The sequence below is a fragment of the Larkinella insperata genome (genome assembly GCF_026248825.1).
In the GTDB taxonomy this organism is placed as follows: Bacteria; Bacteroidota; Bacteroidia; order Cytophagales; family Spirosomataceae; genus Larkinella; species Larkinella insperata.
The window spans coordinates 881,964-902,064 of sequence record NZ_CP110973.1 but is presented as its reverse complement, the minus strand read 5'-3'; the positions used below and the strand labels follow the sequence as shown (position 1 = coordinate 902,064).

Genomic DNA, 20,101 nt, shown 5'->3' with positions numbered 1-20,101 from the left:
AACGAATTTAGCAAGAATAGCATACGAACCATGCAGATAAGCCGGATTTCAGCGAATAAATAGACAAAAGCTATTTTATGCCCCTTCTACTTCAAGCGTATAGAACGTTTCCTGGGTTTGCAACACATCCGTATACGTTATAGAACTGTTTTCGTCGCCAATGGTCACAAATTCCGGCACGGGAGTGTGACCGACCACCTGATGCAGACCCGTCAGGTAATCCGTGGCCGTTTCCCGTTTGTCGGCCCATACCGGTCCCCCGGCTTCGTCGGAACCGCCCCGGAAGTAACTCACGTCAAACAGAACCGTACGCAGCATCCGATCCTGGTGCATTCGATTCAGTAAAGCCGCCAATTGATTGTGGTCCAGAGGATCAAGGTTTAATTTTGAACGCAAATTGGCTTTGGGTAACTGCGTTATCCAGCGGTTTGACACCCCCGCGTGCGTAAACAGGTACGATGCTTCCTGGTGGGCAATCTGAAACAGCGATTGATGCGCATGAAACAAATCACTCAAGGCCGGTTGCATCGACGGGCGGAAACCGGAACATCGGTAATGCGGAAAATGGATGTACTGGGCATCATGATTGCCAATCAGCAGAATTATTTTTTCAGGATGCTGTTTCTTTAAGGCAACGATTTGCCGTAAATTTTCCAAAATAGCTTCATCGCTCAGTTCGTAACTGTCCGTGTAATCTCCCAGAAAAATCACTTTGTCGTACTGATCTATGGTGATACGGAGCCAGCTGGAAAGTCCGTGGAGATCCGAAATAGTAATGATTTTCATACATTACCAATATATCAAAAAAGCCTTTACCGCACGGGGCGGCAAAGGCTTTTTGATCTAATAATCGATAACGACTTATAACGTCCGTTTCACTTCTTTCAACTCGAAGCTTTCGATGGTATCGCCCACCTGGATGTCGTTGAAATTCTTGATGCTCAAACCACATTCGTACCCGTTCCGAACTTCGTTAACGTCATCCTTGAATCGTTTCAGGGCGCTGATCTCGCCGGTATGCACCACGATAAAGTCGCGAACCACCCGGACTTTGTTGTTCCGGCGGATGATACCTTCTGTGACCATACAACCAGCGACGGTTCCCACGCGGCTGATCTTGAACACATCCCGAACCTCGATGTTTCCAACGATAACTTCTTCGGTTGTGGGGGCCAGCAGACCTTCCATGGCATCGCGGACTTCGTTGATCGCGTCGTAGATGATGGAGTACAGACGAATTTCGATCTGCTCCTGCTCGGCCAGACGGCGCGCGCCAACGGATGGCCGAACCTGGAAGCCGACGATGATTGCATCCGACGCCGACGCCAGCAGAATATCCGACTCGGAAATCTGACCAACGGCCTTGTGGATAATGTTCACCTGTACCTCTTCGGTCGACAACTGCAGCAACGAATCGGAGAGTGCTTCCACCGAACCGTCCACGTCACCTTTCACGATAACGTTCAGTTCTTTGAAGTTACCGATAGCTTTCCGGCGACCGATTTCCTCAAGTGTAATGTGCTTACGAGTCCGCAGGTTTTGCTCACGCAGCAATTGCTCCCGTTTGTTGGCAATTTCGCGGGCTTCACGCTCCGTTTCCATTACGTTAAACTTATCACCTGCCTGCGGTGCTCCGGGCAGACCCAGAATCTGAACCGGCGTTGAAGGACCGGCTTCTTTCAGGCGTTGCCCTGTATCACCTGTCATGGCGCGGATCCGACCGAAGTGGGCGCCAACCAGGATGATGTCACCCTGACGAAGCGTACCATTCTGAACGAGCATGGTTGTAACATACCCCCGGCCTTTGTCGAGCTCGGCTTCAATAACGGTACCCGTCGCGCGTTTGTTCGGATTTGCTTTCAGTTCGAGCAGTTCGGCTTCGAGCAGGACTTTCTCCAGCAATTCCGAAATACCCAGACCTGATTTCGAGGAAATTTCCTGGGTTTGGTATTTACCACCCCATTCTTCCACGAGCATATTCATTTGCGAGAGTTCTTCCCGAATTTTATCGGTATTTGCTCCCGGTTTGTCAACCTTACTGAAAGCGAAGACAATCGGAACACCAGCTACCTGTGCGTGGTTGATGGCTTCACGGGTTTGCGGCATGACACTATCGTCGGCAGCAATCACGATAATAACCACGTCGGTAACCTTGGCTCCCCGTGCCCGCATGGCCGTAAACGCTTCGTGACCCGGCGTATCGAGGAAGGTAATCATCCGATCGTCTTCAGTTTTTACGCTGTAAGCACCAATGTGCTGCGTAATTCCACCGGCTTCTCCGGCCGCAACGCGCGTCCGGCGAATGTAGTCAAGCAAAGACGTTTTACCGTGGTCAACGTGACCCATGATGGTTACAATCGGAGCGCGCGGTTCCAGATCAGCCTCGTCATCTGGTTCTTCTACCAGCCCGGATTCAATCTCTTCTTCCGCCGATACAAATTGCACTTCGTATTCGAATTCGTCGGCAATTACCGTAATCGCTTCCGCATCGAGTCGTTGGTTGATCGATACAAACATACCCAGGCTCATACAGGTAGCGATAACGTCGTTGACCGAGACATTCATCAACGAAGCCAGATCGTTCGCCGACACGAATTCGGTTACCCGCAGGATTTTTGCTTCTTCGCTTTCCTGGTCAAGCCGTTCGCGTTCGCGTTCAGCCCGTTCCAGACGGCGATCCCGACGACGGTCGGCTCCGCGGTTCGGCTTATTACCGGTCATCCGGGCCTGCGTAGCGCGGATTGAATCTTTTACTTCGCGTTCGGTCGGCTCTTCCCGACGGTCGCGGGTATTGCGGCCACCGGCTTTGTTTTTATTCTGAGCTCCACCGGTGTTAGCTGGCTTCGCGGCTTGTCCTTGTCCTTGTCCCGGAGCTTGGCCAGGCTGGTTGCGATTTGCATCCCGGTTGCGCGGGGCACCCTGACCTTGTTGCGGCTGGGCTCCTCCGCTGGCGGGCGCAGCCCCACCGACGGGGTCACGGCGTAACCGCTTGCGTTTCCGCTTTTTATCGCGGTCGTCGGTTGATGCCACCGGACCGGTTTGCTTTTTAGAGCGCTCAGACGGTAGTTCGATAGTACCCAAAACGGTAAGCCCACGGAGCTGTTCTCCTCGGCCACGGATTGTTTCAATCGGAACATTCGGTTCTGCTTCCGGCTGTTCTGCACGCGGTTGGGGTGCAGGAGTTGGGCGCGGTTCAACCGGACGGGGCGGTTGGGGCGGCTGCGGCCGGTTGTCTTGCGGCCGGTTCCGGTCGCGATCCGGACGGTTATCCTGTCCGGTCGGCCGATCGGGTCGCCGGTCACGGGAACCGTCGTTCCGATTCGGGTATTGTCCTTGTCGATTATCCGGGCGTGAACCTTCCTGCCGTGGGCCGTCTGGTCGGGGACCATTATGCCGATTTCCATCACCCCGGTTGGAGTGCTGGTGCCGCTGGTTCGAATCGTTGGGCCGCGGGGCGGGTTTACGTTCCAGATCAATTTTGCCCAACACCGTCAACCCAGGCAAACGAGGGCTGGACAGGTCGGGGGCGGTTGTTTCCTTGGGTTCCGGTTGAGGAGCCGGGGTCGGGGTGGCTGCCTGCGGTGCTTCAACCGGGCGCGGTGGCGCTACCGGTGTTACAGGCGCGGGTTGCGGAGCCGGTTCTGGTTTCTTCTCAACCACGGGCGCTACCGGTTCCGGCTTTGGAGCCGGGGTTTCGCGTGGTTCAACCGGTGCGGGCTGCTGACGAGCTTCAACCGGAGCGGGCGCCGGTGATGGAATCTCCGGCTTCGGTTCAGGTTTTGGCTCGGGCATTACGGGTTTTTCTGCAACAACGGGCGCGGGTTGCGGAGCAACGGGTTGTGGTGTTGGCACGACCGGCGCTTCCTGAACGGGCGCGGGTTTTGGAACAACCGGAGTGGGCGCCGGTGGCGGTGGGGTCGGCTGAGAAGGCCGAGCGGGCTCACTGCGGAAATATTGTGGCATATCATCGTCGTCCCGACGTTTTGGTTCGGGTACGATGGGTTCTGGAGCGGGCTTACGAGTCGCTCCACCATTCAATAGTTCTGTATTACCGAATTCTTTTGCCAAGATTTCCACCTGTTCGTTGGAAATCTTGCCGTTAGGGTTACTATCAACCTTAATCCCTTTGGCAGAAAGACGACTCACCACAGTAGACGAACCTACTCCGAGTATTTTTGCCACTTGGCTAAGGCGCATGGATTTATCTTCTGCCATACAAATGGTTTAGAATGAAAAATAGCATTTAAATGATGGCCTATACATGATAAACGATGAATGGATAAAGTTAATTCACCGTTCACCCTTCATCGACATCATTTTATTCAAATTCCTGGCGTAAAATCCCCAGAATTTCTTCAATAGTATCCTCTTCCAGATCAGTCATCCGGACGAGTTCTTCTCTCGAACGGGCCAGTACACTTTTGGCCGTGTCCAGACCCACCCGACGCAGTTCGTCGATCATCCAGGTGTCGATTTCGTCGCTGAATTCTGACAAATCAACGTCTTCATCATCTTCCTGTCCTTCGACATCACGGAACACATCAATCTCCATACCTACTAGCCGTCCGGCCAGTTTGATGTTCTGCCCGCCTTTTCCGATGGCCAGCGATACCTGATCGGGCTTCAGAAAAACCGATACACGTTTGGCGTCGCGGTCAATTTGCATGGAGCTGATTTTAGCCGGACTCAACGCCCGGCTGATCAACAGTTCGAAGTTATCGGTGTAATTGATAACGTCGATGTTTTCGTTGCCCAGCTCGCGGACGATGCTGTGAATCCGTGACCCTTTCATCCCAACGCAGGCACCAACCGGATCAATCCGGTCGTCGTACGATTCAACGGCTACTTTCGCCCGCTCGCCCGGTTCCCGAACGATCCGGCGAATGGAAATCAAACCGTCGTAAATCTCCGGAATTTCGTTTTCGAACAGGCGCTCCAGAAATACCGGCGACGTGCGCGACAAAATGATCTTGGGCGTACCGTTGATCATTTCAACGCGGTGAACAACGGCTTTGGTGGTTTCGCCTTTCCGATACCGGTCTTTCGGAATCTGCTCGCCTTTTGGAAGGCTGATTTCATTGCCTTCGCTGTCGAGCAAAATTACTTCATTTTTAAGCAATTGGTAGACTTCCGCATTCACCAAATCGCCTACCTGGTTTTTGTATTTATCGTACAGGATCTCTTTTTCCAGATCCTTAATCTTCTGAATCAGCGTTTGACGGGCCGTTTGCACCACCCGCCGACCAAAATCTTCTAATTTAACTTCTTCGGCTACTTCTTCACCGACTTCAAAGTCGGACTGAATTTTGCGGGCTTCGGCCAGCGGGATTTTGTCATAATCCCAGATGTCTTCCGAATCGTCGTCGACAATCTCGCGGGTGCGCCACATTTCGAGGTCACCACTTTCGGCGTTGATGATCACATCAAAGTTCTCATCCGTGCCGTATTTTTTGCGAATCATCGTCCGGAATACGTCTTCCAGAATTTTGATCATGGTCGGGCGGTCAATGTTTTTCGACCGTGCAAATTCTGCAAACGACTCAATGAGTATTCCGCTATCCATCATAGCAATTTCCGGTTTTTAGGTATAGTTTTCAGTAGCGGGCTTCCAGTCAGAACAAACAGAAACTACTAACTGAAAATGCTACATTGAAACCGACACGCTTATTTAAATGATATTTGTATTGTGCTCTTTTTGATTTCAGCAAATGGTATTTCCGTAGGTTCAATCGGCGGATCGTTTTTCTTCGGTTTTTTCAGCGGCTTTTCGGTAATAACAATCGATGATTCGCCAACGCTTTCCAACTTTCCTTTGCGCGTCTGCCCGTCGTTCAGTAATACTTCGATTTCACGACCTACATTCTTCAGGTATTGACGTCTGAAAACCAGTGGTTCGTCGACTCCGGGCGATGATAATTCCAGCGTAAAAGGCTGTCCGTCAAAAACTTCCAGCTCTTCCAGTTGGGCACCCAACTTCCGGCTGATCCTTGCGCATTCGTCAATCGTAATCCCGGTATCGCTGTCCAGCAGAACGGTTATTTTAGCACGAGTACGGGAAGGGGATACCTGAATATCAACGACAAAATACTGATCTTCGTTCAGATACGGCTGTAACAGTTCGTTAACTTTCGCCTTTACATCCATAAATTAACAAAAAAGGGAGTCAAAAACTCCCTGCCATGCATAAATGCTGATAAGTCTTGCAAAGATAAACATTTTATAAATTGTTTCCCAATCAATTTGATAATCGGCCTCTAACAATTTTTCCGGCTGATTAAATGGACTATTTTCCAAACAAACGTTCGTAACTTTGTACCCTTTCGCCCTTCGCCTTTCGTTACTGAAATAAAGTCGGTTTGCCTGACCCGCACCCATCTTACTTGTCGTATGAAATTTTCGCTTAGGCTTGGCGTACTGGTATCGTCATTTTTTTCGTCGTTGTTCTGGTCGTTAAACTTGTTGTTGTTTCTATATACACTTCTGGTTTATTACCTTCTCTACGAAGTCCCGATCGGACATTGGGTGGGCGGCATTTTCATGATTTCGTTACCAATAGCCTGGGCCTTCAATGTGTTTTTTATCTTGTTCTGGCTCCTGGTAAGACCCTGGCGGGCGGTGCTTCCGGTCGTAACCATGCTGATCGGAATGCCGTTCTGGCGACGTACATTTACCTATAGCCAACCCGATACGAACCCCGAAAAACGGACGACCTTTCAGGTAATGAGCTACAACGTTATGGGCTTCAACAAATACGATGTGGTAGATACGCAGCGCCCCGACGATGCCAACGCCATGATCGACTGGGTGCTGAAAGAACCGTCGGATGTGAAATGCTTCCAGGAATTTTATAACAACGATCGTTCGGTGGTCTTCAAAACCATCCGGCGGCTGGAAAGCGCCGGGTATCCTTATTACGCCGTCCTGCACCCACCCACCCGCGAGGGCATGGAAGGTGAAGACGGAAATTTCATCGGGGTAGCGCTGTTTTCACGTCACCCAATCGTGAAACGGGGCGAAGAGGTTTTTGATAATTTCAACGGCCTGGTCTGGGCGGATGTAAAGGTGAAAGCGGATACCATCCGGGTCATTAGCCTGCATTTGCAGTCGATGGGAATCCGGGTGGGCGGTATGCTGGAAGAGCGGGAAACCAACCGGGTGAAACGAAAGACGCAGGGCGTGCTACGCCAGCTTCGGCAGGGGCTGACGCTGCGCCGTAATCAGATCGACCGGGTCGAGGAATACTACCGCAACAGTCCGCACCCTGTCATTATTTGTGGTGACTTCAACGATACCCCGTACAGCTTCAGTTACGGAAAATTACGCCGGATTCTGCGAAACGCCTTCGAAGACGCGGGCCGCGGATTTGGTTTCAGTTACAACAAGGCTCCAGGGTTCTTACGCATCGACAATCAGTTTTACAACGCCCGCTTCCTGGAACCGCTCAATTACGTGACCTACCGCGAGGTCAAATATTCTGACCATTACCCGATTATGGCGCAGTATGCCATCAAGCCGCGCGAAATCAGTCGGGATCGTCGCCCGAGAACCCACGTCGAATTTGATTTTTAGCGTTATCAGGGATGGGCATCCACCCAGACCTGGCCATCTTCAAAAATTTCTTTTTTCCAGATCGGAACCTGCTGTTTGAGCGTGTCGATGATGTAGCGGCAGGCATCAAACGCATCGGCCCGGTGCGGGGTCGCTACGGCAATCAGGACGGCAATTTCACCAATGGTCAGGTTGCCCTTCCGGTGAATAATCGCGTACTTCCGAACATCCCACCGCCCGCAGGCTTCGTCGGCAATCTCCTGCATTTTCGCCAGCGCCATCCGGTCGTAGGCTTCGTATTCCAGCCGTTCAACGGGGCGCTCTTTGGTGTTGTCGCGAACCGTGCCAAAGAAAAACGTGATGGCTCCAGCCGCATCCGTAGACACGTACTGATAAGCCGCATTCATATCAATCGGATCAGTTGTAATTGAAACCATAAAGGAATTAAGAGTTTGGAGTCAGGAGTTGAGAGTTAGGAAAGGGTCACCTGCTGGAGTAAGCCACAATAAAATTCTTCACTCGTAACGCTTCCTGCTTCAGGCATGTTATCCTCCGCTGACGGGCGGGATGAGGGCGATTTCGTCGTTGGGACGCAGCCGCTGGTCCGTTTCGGCGTACTCGCCGTTGACGGCCACCAGCAGCGAACGAAGGCCGTTCAAGGCAGGGTAACGCTCTTTCAGATTCAGCAGTAAATCGCCCACCTGACCAGTTTGGGGTAGGTCGAGCGTAAGAGCCGACGAGCCGACAATCTCACGCGTAATACCAAAAAGCAGAACAGAAACTCGGTTGCTCATATCATCAAAGATACAAAAGGAATGGTTGAAAAGAGAGGGTTGATGACGGTTTTAATGGTTGAATCGGCTGGATGGTTCAACCAACGGATGAGTAAATGATTAAAAAGGTTGATTTATTTAGACGATTGAAAGCCGCGAAGCGTCATTATGCCGTTAGATTACTCCATTTGACCATCCGTACGCTCTGTCTGGTTGAACCTGTAAATCTTTTATTTCAATATTATGACGGACTCGCAATTCAAAGAATTTTTTCAGGACGTATTGATTACCGTTTACGCCAACATTCGGGATTTGCATGAAAAACAAGGTTTTGCTGACCCCGAGGAGCAGGACTACATCAGCGGGCGATTGGTCAGCTACGGAGAGATCCTGGAGATTTTTCCATGTCGGCTAAAGACACCGGTGTCAATCCGAAAGAATTAGGATTGTAGTTTTTACAAAATAAGTTTGATATTTGGCAGTTGGCTTTGTAATCGGTAGCGATGGGCCAACCACCAGTGAAGCAATACCCAACACCTATAAAGTCCTTATGAAACAATTCCTCCTTTCTGCCGTCCTGCTGGGCATGCTGGTCGGCTGCAATAATTCCCAAAAGAAACAAGAATCATCAACCATGTCGGATAGTACAAGCACAGCGGCCGCCGATTCAGCCAGCGGCCTGCCCGAACGCTCGCGTTTTCAGAAAGAAATTGAGGGCAAACAGAATGATCTGTATGTTTTGACCAACGCCAAAGGCATGAAAGTCGCCATTACCAACTACGGCGGTCGGATTGTCAGCATTCTGGTGCCCGACAAAGACGGCAACCTGGTGGATGTAAACCTGGGCCACAGCAGCATCGACGATTACCTGGCCAACGAGTCGTTTTTCGGAACGCTCGTCGGGCGGTATGGCAACCGGATTGCGAAGGGAAAGTTTACGCTCGACGGTAAAACGTATAGCCTACCGATTAACAACGGGCCCAATTCGCTGCACGGGGGCAAAAAAGGCTTCAACGCCCGGATGTGGGATGCTACGCCGGTTGGCAATAACGGCCTGAAACTGCACTATGTTTCGAAAGACGGCGAAGAGGGCTACCCCGGTACGCTGACGGTCGATGTAACCTATACGTTGACCGACGACAACGGTATCAAGCTTGATTACCAGGCTACAACCGACAAGAATACCGTCGTAAACCTGACCAACCACGCCTATTTCAACCTGAACGGCGAAGGCTCCGGTTCGGTGGCCGATCACCTGGTTCAGATTAACGCCGACCGTTTTACCCCGGTTGACGCTACGCTCATTCCAACGGGTGAACTGGCCCCGGTAGAAGGCACACCGTTCGATTTGCGGAAACCCGTTGCCATCGGAGAACGTCAGGATGCTGAGCACGTACAGATCAAAAACGGGGGCGGTTTTGACCATAACTTCGTTCTGAACGGCGGCCAAACGGCCCAGCCGCGGTTGATTGCCACGGTAACTTCCCCCAAGACCGGTATTTCGATGGACGTGCTGACCACGGAGCCGGGGGTGCAGTTTTACGGCGGTAACTTCCTGGACGGGAAGGCAACGGGCAAATCCGGCAAACCGTACGAAAAACGCAACGCCTTCTGCCTGGAGACGCAGCATTTTCCCGATTCTCCCAATCAACCCAACTTCCCGAGTGTTGTGCTGAAACCGGGCGAAACCTATAAAACGACGACCGAATACCGGTTTTCGGTAAAATAAGAACAGGGGTAGCCAGTGGCTTCACCAGCCGCTGGCTACCAGATTCCTAGCCGTATGAAGAACAGGATTGGATTTCAGGTAAAGATTGCAGCCGTCGTTTTGCTGGCTCTGTTGTCGTTGCAGACGATGGCGCAGCAGTGGACGGTGCAGAAAGCGAACGAATGGTACAGCCGCCAACCCTGGCTGGTGGGGAGCAACTACATGCCCGCCAATGCCATCAATCAGCTGGAAATGTGGCAGGCGGAGAGTTTTGATCCGAAAACCATCGACAGAGAACTGGGCTACGCCGAGAGCCTGGGCATGAACACCATGCGGGTTTTTCTGCACGACATGGTTTGGCGGCAGGATGCTGCGGGGTATAAAAAGCGGATTGATGAGTTTCTGAAGCTGTGTGCCAATCACAAGATCAAGCCCATGCTGGTGTTGTTTGATTCGTGCTGGGATCCGCAGCCGAAGCTGGGCAAACAGCGGGAACCGGTGCAGGGTCGCCACAACTCCGGCTGGGTGCAGGGCCCCGGTGCCGCCATCCTGAGCGACAAAAATCAGTGGGAAAGCTTGCGTAGTTACGTGAAAGACATCGTAAGTTCGTTCCGGACGGATGATCGGATTCTGGCGTGGGATATCGTCAACGAGCCGGATAACGACAATGCGAATAGTTATGGCCGGAACGGTAGCATCAAAACCGAACTGCCCAACAAAGCACAATTGGGTGTTGAGCTGGTAAAAGCCGGTTTTGGCTGGGCCCGCGAAGTCAATCCGACCCAACCAATTACAGCGGCCCCCTGGAAAGGCGACTGGTCATCCCTGGAAAAAATGGATGACATGACCCGGTTTCTGGTGCAGAACTCCGACATCATCACGTTCCACAACTACGCTCCGCCCGCCGAATTTCAAAAGCGCATTGAAGACTTGAAGAAGTTTGGTCGGCCGCTGATCTGCACGGAGTATATGGCGCGTCCGGCGGGCAGCACCTTCGAGGGTTGCCTGCCGATGGCTAAAGCCGAGAAAGTGGGTATGATCAACTGGGGCTTTGTAGCCGGTAAATCCAACACAAACTACCCATGGGATTCGTGGCAGAAGCAGTATACCGCTGAGCCGCCGGTCTGGTTCCACGATATTTTTCGGGAAAACGGCCAGCCCTACATTCCGGCCGAAACGGCTTTCATTAAGAAGATGACGGGCAAATAAAAAACTGGATGGTTCAAAGGAGAGAAGTGGTTGAACGGTTTGGTTACCAATCAGCCTTTTTACCCCTTTAAACCATCCAGCTTATTACCGTTTCCGAACTACAGATTAATTATCCTGCATTTTTTCACCGGCTTTTTCTAATTTCTTGCCAGCGTTTTTCTTCGCTTCCCGGGCTTTCTGTTTGGTTTCTTTTGATGTTTCCCGGATTTCGTCGCCCGCGTCATCGGCTGCTTTGTCTATTTTTCTACCCGCCTTTTTCGCTTTTTGTTTGGTTTCCTGCTTTGTTTCGCGGGCTTCCTGAGCAACGTTGTCGGCGGCCTTATCAACGGCCTGACCTGCGTGGTGTGCGCTTTCTTTTGCTTCTTCTTTTACCGTTTGTGCGTTGGCTGTTAATCCGAATACGGTCAGCGCGGCAGCTATCCACAATTTTTTCATGACGTTCGTTGGTATGATTTATAGTCTGCAGTAAATAACTAGCGGAGTGCGGAAAATGTTGAGCAAAAACAAAAAAACCTTCCCAATCGGGAAGGTTTTTTTTACTGACAAGTCTGTTAAACGATTGAATCATTGAAGATTGGTAAATGCCAGAAATGTATAGAGTAAATAATCGGCTACTCCCGTATAATGATCCCGGCCTTCCAGTGAATTGAGCGTTACGTTGGTTGCACCCCGGGCTTTCATGGCGTCGAGGGCATCTTTCGAATTAAAATAAAATACCAGGTTGTCAGCCGTACCGTGGTACAGCGTCGTCGGTGTTTTCGGCTTCCAGTCGTATACATCATTGTCTTTGACGGCGTTTAAAAAACCGGTGTCCGTGCCGTCGTTGATGGCTTTTTTGAAGCTATCCGTGAAGGCGTCGCTGATGCTCACCCGGATGTCAGTGTTGATACCGTTCTGCGTTACCTGGGTGGCATACGGCTCTTTCAGGTAGTAACTCATGGGCTTGTTCAGCTTGTACACGTCGTTGTAGGTGAGCAGCACCCACAAATACAACCGGTTGTAGCTGGCAATACCGTGCGTTTTCTGGTTGATGATGTAATTCATGAATGCCGATTTGTGGTAGGCACCCGCACCCATGCTGGAAGCGACCAGATTAAATTCAGACGGAAACTCTTCCTCAATTTTTTTCTGCAACGACATCGTTGCAAAACCACCTTCGGAATAACCGGTCAGAAACAGCCGTTCGTCCCATTTGATCGAATTTTTCTTAACAAACTCCTTGGTCGCCCGGAGCAAATCCAGTGAAACCGTAGCCAGGCTCTCACGGTGTTCATAGGGGTGCGTCAGGTTTTTCGTTTCCCCGTAACCAATGTAATCCGGACAGGCCAGAATAAACCCCGTAGAGGCCAGAAGCGTACCGCCAAAAGCTGCATCGCTGTTGGACCCGAAATTCGAAGGAGCATCTTCATCGCTCAGGATGGTAGCGTGCTGCTGGCTGAGCATCGGAACAGCGGTGGACGCCTGGGGAACAATGATGGCTCCCGACGCCTTGACGGCCGTTCCATCGGGCAATTTGGTGTTATAAACGATTTTATAAACTTTGATTTCGTAGCGCAAAAGACTTGAAATCAACGCCCGAACCGAAGCCGGAAGTTGCCGTCCGACCTGATCCACCAACTGATCGCGGGTGAAGGACCGAATCTCCGAACTGCTTACTAAATAGGTATCAGGCTCGGGGTCTGGATCTTTTCCGTTGTTGCTTTTACAACCGGACAGAAAGACCGTAGTGGACAGGAGGAGTGACAGCAGGAACTCCTTGCGATTAAGTGCCATTTGTATAGGTTGCGTATAGATGGGGTAGAAAGTGGGCGCATATTCGTAAAGGGCGCCTGATTAAGTAACAACGCAGAAAAGGGCTTAGTTCGTGTCGTTTACAGTCGTTCTTCGAATAATTTAAGAATCCGCTTGTATTCATCCATCCAGCTCGTCGGCTCAACAAAAGCGTGATCTTCAAGGGGATAAGTGGCAACCTCCCAGTTTTCTTTTCGTAGTTCAATGAGCCGCTGCGTCAGGCGCACCACGTCCTGGTAGTGGACATTTACGTCAACCATACCGTGGCAAATCAGCAGGTGTCCTTTCAGGCCATTGGCAAAGTAAATGGGGGAGCTCCGGCGGTAGGCCAGCGTGTCGCTATACGGTTCGTTCAGGATGTTGGCGGTGTAACCGTGGTTGTAAGCCGCCCAGTCGGTGACGGGCCGCAGGGCCGCCCCAGCCGCAAACACGTCGGGGGTGGTAAACATCGCCATCAGGGTGATGAAACCGCCGTACGAACCGCCGTAAAGCCCGATCCGTTTGGCATCGACGCCCTGCGTTTTGACCAGCCACTGGGCCGCATCAATGTTGTCGGTCAGGTCCTTGCCGCCCATGTGCCGGTAAATGCCGGTCCGCCAGTCGCGACCGTATCCCGCGCTGGCCCGGTAGTCGATGTCCAGAACCGTATACCCCTTGTCGGCCAGCAGGTTGTGAAACATGTATTCACGAAAATACTGGCTCCACCATTTATGTGCGTTTTGCAGGTACCCCGCCCCGTGTACAAACAGCACGGCTTTCCCGTTGGGTTTGGCGGGTTTGTAGAGTCGTCCGTAGATGGTTTGTCCGTCGCGGGCGGGAATCGTCACCAGCGCCGGATCGCGCCAGGGGTACGCCTGAAACTCGGGCGTCAGCGAATGAGTCAATTGAAGTGGCTGCGTGGCATTGGCGGCCTTCCACCGATCGTTCGCTACGGGTTCATTGGCGATCAGAAACAGTTCCCACGGCTTGTTGCTGTACGAATACCGGATCGCCAGTTTCGTTTCATCGGGCGAAAGGGTCACGTCGTTGGCGCCGGTCAGGGTAGTGAGTCTCCGCCGTTCTCCGCCGTTGACCGCCATGCGGTAAAAATGCTGTTCGCCGGGATGAACTTCGTTCGTGGTCAGGTAGAAGAAATTTTTATCGTTCGACAGTTGCACCTGCTGGACCTCGAATTTCCCTTTGGTTAACTGTTTTTTCTCTCCGGTAACGACATTGACGGTGTAGAGGTGCGAGTACCCGTCGGCCTCCGACAGAAAGTAAAGCGTCTGGTTGTCGGCCAGAAAACCGGTCGTGGCCGTTGACGCTCCGTAGCCGCCAATCCAGGCTTCATCGCGCTGACGGTCCAGTAGTTTTAGTTGGCGGGTTGCGGGGTCGAGCCGCATGATCCAGCGGTCTTTGTTGTCGGACGCCCGAACGATCACAACGGCCTGTTTGCCATCTTCCGACCAGATTGGCGTACTGATGGCGACGCTCCGTTCCGTTGGTTTCTTTGCTTTTTTGGTCGTATCCGCAACGGTTTCGATTGCCGAGGGCCCGCGTCGCAGACTGCTATCGGGCACGGGCCTCGGCGTCGTAGCAGCTTTGGCGTAATCCGGCAAATCGGAAATGCCCGGAATGCCTTTAGTCGAAACCGCCTGAATGGTGTCCTGCTGAATATCGTAGACGTAAAGTTCGGAACTGGCCGCGGGAGCGCCCACCTTTGTCCGGGCGGTAAGGTCTTCCGTGAAGCCGGATTCCGTTACGTAATTGGGAACAATGGCGGTTTTAGCCCCCTGCGCCGATTTTACCAATGAGAAGGTAATGAACCGACCGTCGGGGCTGAGCTTCTGATTGAGCATCTGCCGCCCTTCCGTATAAAACTGCTTTGGACGTTTGAACTGCCCGTTTTTGGTGATTTTTTCCCCTTCGTCTTTTTTGGCTTTTCGCTCCCTCAGCACGTCAAACAGCGCCAGTTGATCCTGTTTCAGCCAGGTTTCCTGCTCACTGTTTTTTGGCTCCGTTTTTCTGGCATTGGGATCAAAATTGGTGATCTGGGTGAGCTCACCGGTAGCCAGTGTAATGGTAAATAAATTGTTACCGCGGGTGAAAACAACCTTATGGCCATCTCCGCTGAACGCCGGACTGCTTTCCCGCTCTACGGTATTGGTGAGCTGGCGCGGGGTTGGTGAGCCGTTTTTTGCCGGTTTGCAGTCGAGCAGAAACAGGTCGCCTTCTTTTTCGTACAGCTTCAGGGTTCGACTACGGTTGTAAACACTGCCCGTAGCATTGGGCAGGTTGCGTCGGTCGGCGGGGCTGACTTTCACGGGTTTGCGGTCGCCCGCCAACGCAATTTTGTAGAGGGAATCGCCTTTGGCCCGGGTGGGGTTCCAGTTGAAATAGATTGTCTTAGAGTCTTCGGACCAGAAAACATCGGATGGCGAGGTTCCGATCCAGCTTTTGGGGTCCTGCATTATTTTCTCCACGGTGAGCGGAGAGGGGTTGGAAGTTGGCGCCTGGGCTACGGCCCGGAAGGTCACTAGCCAAACCAATCCGGTAAATAGTTGTTTCATTGATGAATAAGAGGGAGTGCGCTATTTAAATCCTGAAATTAGCCAGAATAATAGGAAAAGGGTTAGCTTTGGATAAAAACAAGCCCACATTTAGCCAGCATCGGTGGCATTTTTGTAGTATTGTCAATATTATGCAGTACGTTCTTCACGCTTACGATTATACCGACAAACAGGCACTGAACCGGCGGATGGCGGTTCGAGGTCAACACTTCGATGGCGCCCGCCAACTGAAAGTCGCCGGTCATTTCATCCTCGGTGGAGCTTTGCTCGATGACGCCGGTAAAATGATCGGCTCCATGATGCTGCTGGATTTTGATTCGGAAGAACACCTGAATAACTGGCTGCAGGCTGAAGTATATATTACCGGTAAGGTGTGGGAACGAATCGATATTAAACCCTTCCGGCAAGCGGAAATCTAACGTTGTAGTTCACGGTTTATAGTTTATGGTAGCAACACATTTTTGTTCCCATCCGTTAACTGGAAACCGAATACCATAAAAACAATGATTCAGGCAGCGATCTTTGACATGGACGGCCTTCTGGTCGATTCCGAACCGCATTGGCGGGAAATAGAAATTGAAGTCTTTCGCACCGTGGGGCTGGAGATGGACGATGAGATGTGCAAACGGACCACGGGTTTGCCCACCGACGCCGTTGTGCGGTATTGGCACGAAAGGCACCCCTGGCACAACCGCAGTCTGGATGAGGTAGCCCAAGAAATTATTGACCGGGTTCACGAACGGATTCAAACCCAGGCGCAACCCATGCCAGGTGTTCCGGCCATCCTGGATTTGTTTCAGCAGCAGGGCATTCCAATGGCAATTGCCTCGGCTTCGCCCATGCAGTTGATCGAAGCGGTTATCGACCGCCTGCAGATCCGGTCGTATTTCACGATCTGGCACTCGGCTACGCTGGAAAAACGCAACAAGCCGCATCCGGATGTTTACCTGGGAACGGCCAGCAAACTGGGCGTTGAGCCGCGCGTTTGCGTGGCGTTTGAGGATTCCGGTAACGGCCTGAAGTCAGCCCACGCTGCCGGGATGCTGACGGTTTCGGTACCGGCAGACTACGAATTCAACGACCCTAAATTCGAGATGGCCACGCTGAAGGTTCCGTCGCTGACTGAATTTACCCTGGCTCAACTCAGGGAGTTAGAAAATCAACTGTCCATTGCATCGGCAATCCGCTGAAAATCTAGACTCACTATGCCTTTTCGCCTTTATCAACTGGATGCGTTCACCAATCAACTTTTTTGCGGTAATCCTGCCGCCGTTTGTCCTCTGACGGAGTGGTTGCCCGACGAAACCATGCAGGCCATTGCGGCTGAAAATAACCTGGCCGAAACGGCTTTTTACGTGCCGATAGACCCCGAAAACGGCGCGTACCACATTCGTTGGTTTACGCCCACGGTGGAGGTTGACCTCTGCGGCCATGCCACGCTGGCGTCGGCTTACGTTGTCTTTCATCTGGAAAAAACGACGAATAGCGATGTCATTACCTTTGATTCCCGCAGCGGCATTTTGAAAGTGTGCCGCGAAGAGGATTGGCTGATTCTGGATTTCCCCGTCGATACGACCCACATCGCCATTCATCCGCCAGCGCTCGAAACCAGCCTGGGTGGCATCAAACCGGTGGAGGTTCTGAAAGGGAAAACCGACTACCTGATTGTTTTTGAAAACGAGCAGCAGGTGCTGGAGTTAAAGCCCGACTTCCGGGAAATGGCGACCATTCCCGCACGCGGGATCATCGTGACGGCTCCAGGAAGCGATTCGATTGATTTCGTGTCCCGCTTTTTTGGCCCGCAATCCGGCATTGATGAAGATCCGGTGACGGGGTCCGCGCACACGACCCTGATTCCGTACTGGGCTGAGCGGTTGGGAAAAACCACCATGACGGCCCGCCAGATTTCCAAACGGGGCGGTTACCTGCGTTGTAAGCTGGTCGACGAACGGGTTGAGATTTCCGGACAGGTGAAGCTGTACCTGACCGGCGAGTTTGAACTCTGACGGTTTGGCTCATGCGGGGCCGTTTGCCGGTTTGTCGGCTTGGAATCCTTCATCAAAGGACGGTTTGCCCGGACCGTTCAGCAGGAGAAATACGCTCATGGCGAGCAGGTTGAGCGCGGGAAAGGTATTTTTGTACGTATCCTGAATCGCCAGATGCCCCATCAGAACGGCGAACAAAAAGTTAATCATTAGAAAAAAAGCTGCCCAGCGCGTCCGGAACCCAACGATCATCAGCAGCGCCCCGAAGAATTCGGTGTAGGCTGACAGGATTGCGCTGAGAACGGGAAGCGGAAAACCCAGACTTTTCAGCCAGTCGGCGTACCACGGAATGCCTTCCGTAGGGTGCAGCGCCGTATGCCCGACCACATCGAGCAACTGATAGCCGAACGCCAGCCGGAGCAGAAAAGGAGCGTAGGGACGGAATTGGTCAAGCTTCTTAGCTGTCTTCATCGCTACATTGTCAAGAGCTTACGTTAAAATAATGAGACCATTTCCTAATAATATTTGTAATTATTCTAAATAACTAATACTTTTGATACGACATGCTGAAAGCGCCATGAATGAATTCCTAGAAAAATCGTTTGAGTCTCCCTGTGTAGTCGAAACACCCAAAGCATTCGGCTCGAATCCTTTTATGGGGGAGATGGAATGTGTGTTTAAAAAGTGCTGCAAAAAGTGGAAAAAGAAAGGAAAACACTGCAAGAAGTGTCCTGAAAAATAATCTTTTCCGTTTTTACCCTGTCTGTTCAGTAAACAAGCTGGATTTCTGCCAAATTTGTGGTATGCAAATCCGTTATGAAATCTACGCTGGTTTCCCGCCCGAATCTCTTCTGCGGGCTATTATTTTCTTGCATCAACGTGTATTTGTGGGGCAGACGCCCGAGGAACTTCTCCAGGAGTTTGAGGACGTAAAGAGCCGGCACATGCTTACCCTTGTGGCGCTCGACGACCAGACCGTGGTTGGTTACAAAATGGGCTATCAGCGCAAACCGGGCCATTTTTACAGTTGGCTGGGATGCGTAAGTCCGGACCACCGGCGGCAGGGCATTGCGGGCGAACTGATGAGGCTGCAGCACGACTGGTGCAAAAGCAACGGGTATCGGACCGTCCGAACGCATACCCGCAACCAGTGGCGCGACATGCTGATTCTGAACATCCGGCACGGTTTCGACATCATCGGCACGGTTACGAGTGCCAACAGCCACACCACCCTTGTCCTGGAAAAAGCGCTTTAAACCGGTTCGACACCGCGCTTCGTGCCGTCGGGAACTGGATTGCGTCAGGATTTGTAATTTTGCTGATGCATCTGTATATCCATATTCCCTTCTGTAAACAGGCCTGCCATTACTGTGACTTCCATTTTAGTACCAGTTTGCAGCAGAAAACGGCTTTGGTGGATGCGCTTTGCCGGGAAATCGAGGTGCAAAAAGCGTATCTGCCAACCCGGCATCTGGAAACTATTTATCTGGGGGGAGGAACACCTTCACTGCTGACCGAAACGGAGTTGCAGGCCCTTTTTGATACCATTCATCGCCATTATACCGTTGCGCCGGACGCCGAAATCACCCTCGAAGCGAACCCGGATGATCTGATCGGACCCGCGTCGGACCCGCTGCGTCAGCTACGGCTTTTCCGGAAGTACGTAAACCGGTTGAGCATCGGAATTCAGTCGTTTCACGAACCCCACCTGCGGTTGATGAACCGGGCGCATTCCGCGACGGAAGCGGAAACCTGCGTGCACCTGGCGCAGGAAGCCGGTTTTTCCAACCTGACCATTGATCTGATCTACGGAGTTCCGGCCGAAACGCACACTATCTGGCAGGCGGATCTGGCGAAAGCCGTGTCTTTGAAAGTACCGCATGTTTCGGCCTATTGCCTGACGATTGAACCGGGCACGGTATTCGGAAACTGGCACAAAAAAGGCCGTTTGCAGGCCGCCGAAGATGAATTTGCCGCCGAGCAGTTTTCAAGGCTGGTGCAAACGTTGCGGGAGAACGGTTACGAGCAGTACGAGATTTCGAATTTCGCAAAGCCGGGTTGGGAAGCCCGGCACAACAGCAGTTACTGGAAGCAACGGCCTTATCTGGGCATTGGGCCCAGCGCCCATTCGTTCAACGGAGTAAGCCGCCAGTACAACATTGCCCACAATACGCAGTACATGCGGGCGATCGACAAGGGCGAAGTGCCGGGAACCGTTGAGCCGTTGTCGACCGCCGACCAGGTAAACGACTATCTGTTGACGGGTCTGCGGACCAAATGGGGCTGCGACCTGAGGGAACTTTCCCGACTGGCCGGGACCGATTTTCAGGCCCTTCAGCGGACCGAACTTCAGAATCTCTACGAAAAGGGGTGGCTTTCCCTCGAAAACCATTTGCTAACATTAACCGAAGCCGGCAAGCTCTTCGCCGACCGCGTGGCCGCCGAACTGTTTCTGGTTGAGGACGATAAGTGATGAAGGAAGCGTAAAGCAGGAAGGCGCGTCGAACAATAACGCCCAATTCTTACTTTTTAACTCGT

General features: G+C 52.1%; 18 protein-coding genes. 8 read left to right on the top strand and 10 right to left on the bottom strand.

The window, feature by feature from the left end; translation table 11 throughout:
- Positions 1-75: 75 nt before the first annotated feature.
- From OQ371_RS03540 to rimP, 4 genes are all read right to left on the bottom strand, one after another.
- Positions 76-786, bottom strand: a complete 711-nt coding sequence (locus OQ371_RS03540) for a metallophosphoesterase (protein ID WP_265992405.1) — start codon at positions 784-786, stop codon at positions 76-78.
- Positions 787-861: 75 nt separating this feature from the next.
- On the bottom strand, positions 862-4,215 hold the full coding sequence (infB, locus tag OQ371_RS03535; RefSeq protein ID WP_265992404.1) for a translation initiation factor IF-2: 3,354 nt from the start codon (positions 4,213-4,215) through the stop codon (positions 862-864).
- Positions 4,216-4,318: 103 nt separating this feature from the next.
- On the bottom strand, positions 4,319-5,563 hold the full coding sequence (nusA, locus tag OQ371_RS03530; RefSeq protein WP_265994260.1) for a transcription termination factor NusA: 1,245 nt from the start codon (positions 5,561-5,563) through the stop codon (positions 4,319-4,321).
- 101 nt (positions 5,564-5,664) lie between these two features.
- Positions 5,665-6,144 (bottom strand): ribosome maturation factor RimP, encoded by a 480-nt coding sequence (gene rimP, locus OQ371_RS03525; protein WP_265992403.1) that lies wholly within the window; start codon positions 6,142-6,144, stop codon positions 5,665-5,667.
- Between the two features lie 243 nt (positions 6,145-6,387).
- Here rimP and OQ371_RS03520 point away from each other — a divergent pair, with 243 nt between their 5' ends.
- The gene (locus OQ371_RS03520) at positions 6,388-7,569 is read left to right on the top strand and encodes an endonuclease/exonuclease/phosphatase family protein (RefSeq protein ID WP_265992402.1); all 1,182 of its coding nucleotides are present in this window, start codon (positions 6,388-6,390) and stop codon (positions 7,567-7,569) included.
- A gap of 5 nt (positions 7,570-7,574) precedes the next feature.
- Here OQ371_RS03520 and OQ371_RS03515 read toward each other — a convergent pair whose 3' ends face one another.
- Both OQ371_RS03515 and OQ371_RS03510 read right to left on the bottom strand, forming a co-directional pair.
- Positions 7,575-7,985, bottom strand: a complete 411-nt coding sequence (locus OQ371_RS03515; protein ID WP_265992401.1) for a molybdenum cofactor biosynthesis protein MoaE — start codon at positions 7,983-7,985, stop codon at positions 7,575-7,577.
- A 108-nt stretch (positions 7,986-8,093) separates the two neighbouring features.
- The gene (locus OQ371_RS03510) at positions 8,094-8,342 is read right to left on the bottom strand and encodes a MoaD/ThiS family protein (protein WP_265992400.1); all 249 of its coding nucleotides are present in this window, start codon (positions 8,340-8,342) and stop codon (positions 8,094-8,096) included.
- Positions 8,343-8,871: 529 nt separating this feature from the next.
- Between OQ371_RS03510 and OQ371_RS03505 the strand changes: the two genes are divergently transcribed.
- Both OQ371_RS03505 and OQ371_RS03500 read left to right on the top strand, forming a co-directional pair.
- Positions 8,872-10,050, top strand: a complete 1,179-nt coding sequence (locus OQ371_RS03505) for an aldose epimerase family protein (protein ID WP_265992399.1) — start codon at positions 8,872-8,874, stop codon at positions 10,048-10,050.
- A 54-nt stretch (positions 10,051-10,104) separates the two neighbouring features.
- A complete protein-coding gene (locus OQ371_RS03500) occupies positions 10,105-11,238 on the top strand; it encodes an endo-1,4-beta-xylanase (RefSeq protein ID WP_265992398.1) in 1,134 nt (377 codons plus the stop codon).
- A 105-nt stretch (positions 11,239-11,343) separates the two neighbouring features.
- Here the strand turns inward: OQ371_RS03500 and OQ371_RS03495 are convergent, their stop codons facing one another.
- The 3 genes from OQ371_RS03495 to OQ371_RS03485 all read right to left on the bottom strand — a co-directional run bounded on the left by OQ371_RS03495 (position 11,344) and on the right by OQ371_RS03485 (position 15,578).
- Positions 11,344-11,673, bottom strand: a complete 330-nt coding sequence (locus tag OQ371_RS03495) for a hypothetical protein (RefSeq protein WP_265992397.1) — start codon at positions 11,671-11,673, stop codon at positions 11,344-11,346.
- 129 nt (positions 11,674-11,802) lie between these two features.
- Positions 11,803-13,011, bottom strand: coding sequence for an alpha/beta hydrolase family protein (locus tag OQ371_RS03490; RefSeq protein WP_265992396.1), 1,209 nt, complete (start codon positions 13,009-13,011; stop codon positions 11,803-11,805).
- 98 nt (positions 13,012-13,109) lie between these two features.
- Positions 13,110-15,578 (bottom strand): prolyl oligopeptidase family serine peptidase, encoded by a 2,469-nt coding sequence (locus OQ371_RS03485; RefSeq protein ID WP_265992395.1) that lies wholly within the window; start codon positions 15,576-15,578, stop codon positions 13,110-13,112.
- Positions 15,579-15,709: 131 nt separating this feature from the next.
- On the opposite strand from OQ371_RS03485, the gene OQ371_RS03480 reads away from it, so the two are divergent.
- The 3 genes from OQ371_RS03480 to OQ371_RS03470 all read left to right on the top strand — a co-directional run bounded on the left by OQ371_RS03480 (position 15,710) and on the right by OQ371_RS03470 (position 17,584).
- Complete coding sequence (locus OQ371_RS03480) at positions 15,710-15,997, top strand: YciI family protein (RefSeq protein WP_265992394.1); 288 nt, start codon at positions 15,710-15,712, stop codon at positions 15,995-15,997.
- Positions 15,998-16,081: 84 nt separating this feature from the next.
- The gene (gene hxpB, locus OQ371_RS03475; RefSeq protein ID WP_265992393.1) at positions 16,082-16,768 is read left to right on the top strand and encodes a hexitol phosphatase HxpB; all 687 of its coding nucleotides are present in this window, start codon (positions 16,082-16,084) and stop codon (positions 16,766-16,768) included.
- A 15-nt stretch (positions 16,769-16,783) separates the two neighbouring features.
- Positions 16,784-17,584 (top strand): PhzF family protein, encoded by an 801-nt coding sequence (locus OQ371_RS03470; RefSeq protein WP_265992392.1) that lies wholly within the window; start codon positions 16,784-16,786, stop codon positions 17,582-17,584.
- A gap of 9 nt (positions 17,585-17,593) precedes the next feature.
- Here OQ371_RS03470 and OQ371_RS03465 read toward each other — a convergent pair whose 3' ends face one another.
- Complete coding sequence (locus OQ371_RS03465; protein WP_265992391.1) at positions 17,594-18,034, bottom strand: DoxX family protein; 441 nt, start codon at positions 18,032-18,034, stop codon at positions 17,594-17,596.
- A 332-nt stretch (positions 18,035-18,366) separates the two neighbouring features.
- On the opposite strand from OQ371_RS03465, the gene OQ371_RS03460 reads away from it, so the two are divergent.
- Complete coding sequence (locus OQ371_RS03460) at positions 18,367-18,819, top strand: GNAT family N-acetyltransferase (protein ID WP_265992390.1); 453 nt, start codon at positions 18,367-18,369, stop codon at positions 18,817-18,819.
- Between the two features lie 65 nt (positions 18,820-18,884).
- Positions 18,885-20,036, top strand: a complete 1,152-nt coding sequence (gene hemW / locus OQ371_RS03455; protein WP_265992389.1) for a radical SAM family heme chaperone HemW — start codon at positions 18,885-18,887, stop codon at positions 20,034-20,036.
- The last annotated feature ends 65 nt before the right edge of the window (positions 20,037-20,101 follow it).

Coding starts and splice junctions, on each gene's coding strand:
- OQ371_RS03490 (WP_265992396.1), bottom strand. CDS start 13,011: ATGGCACTTAATCGCAAGGAGTTCCTGCTGTCACTCCTCCTGTCCACT.
- OQ371_RS03520 (WP_265992402.1), top strand. CDS start 6,388: ATGAAATTTTCGCTTAGGCTTGGCGTACTGGTATCGTCATTTTTTTCG.
- OQ371_RS03485 (WP_265992395.1), bottom strand. CDS start 15,578: ATGAAACAACTATTTACCGGATTGGTTTGGCTAGTGACCTTCCGGGCC.
- OQ371_RS03495 (WP_265992397.1), bottom strand. CDS start 11,673: ATGAAAAAATTGTGGATAGCTGCCGCGCTGACCGTATTCGGATTAACA.
- nusA (WP_265994260.1), bottom strand. CDS start 5,563: ATGGATAGCGGAATACTCATTGAGTCGTTTGCAGAATTTGCACGGTCG.
- OQ371_RS03540 (WP_265992405.1), bottom strand. CDS start 786: ATGAAAATCATTACTATTTCGGATCTCCACGGACTTTCCAGCTGGCTC.
- OQ371_RS03505 (WP_265992399.1), top strand. CDS start 8,872: ATGAAACAATTCCTCCTTTCTGCCGTCCTGCTGGGCATGCTGGTCGGC.
- OQ371_RS03460 (WP_265992390.1), top strand. CDS start 18,367: ATGCAAATCCGTTATGAAATCTACGCTGGTTTCCCGCCCGAATCTCTT.
- rimP (WP_265992403.1), bottom strand. CDS start 6,144: ATGGATGTAAAGGCGAAAGTTAACGAACTGTTACAGCCGTATCTGAAC.
- OQ371_RS03500 (WP_265992398.1), top strand. CDS start 10,105: ATGAAGAACAGGATTGGATTTCAGGTAAAGATTGCAGCCGTCGTTTTG.
- infB (WP_265992404.1), bottom strand. CDS start 4,215: ATGGCAGAAGATAAATCCATGCGCCTTAGCCAAGTGGCAAAAATACTC.
- OQ371_RS03510 (WP_265992400.1), bottom strand. CDS start 8,342: ATGAGCAACCGAGTTTCTGTTCTGCTTTTTGGTATTACGCGTGAGATT.
- hemW (WP_265992389.1), top strand. CDS start 18,885: ATGCATCTGTATATCCATATTCCCTTCTGTAAACAGGCCTGCCATTAC.
- OQ371_RS03465 (WP_265992391.1), bottom strand. CDS start 18,034: ATGAAGACAGCTAAGAAGCTTGACCAATTCCGTCCCTACGCTCCTTTT.
- hxpB (WP_265992393.1), top strand. CDS start 16,082: ATGATTCAGGCAGCGATCTTTGACATGGACGGCCTTCTGGTCGATTCC.
- OQ371_RS03515 (WP_265992401.1), bottom strand. CDS start 7,985: ATGGTTTCAATTACAACTGATCCGATTGATATGAATGCGGCTTATCAG.
- OQ371_RS03480 (WP_265992394.1), top strand. CDS start 15,710: ATGCAGTACGTTCTTCACGCTTACGATTATACCGACAAACAGGCACTG.
- OQ371_RS03470 (WP_265992392.1), top strand. CDS start 16,784: ATGCCTTTTCGCCTTTATCAACTGGATGCGTTCACCAATCAACTTTTT.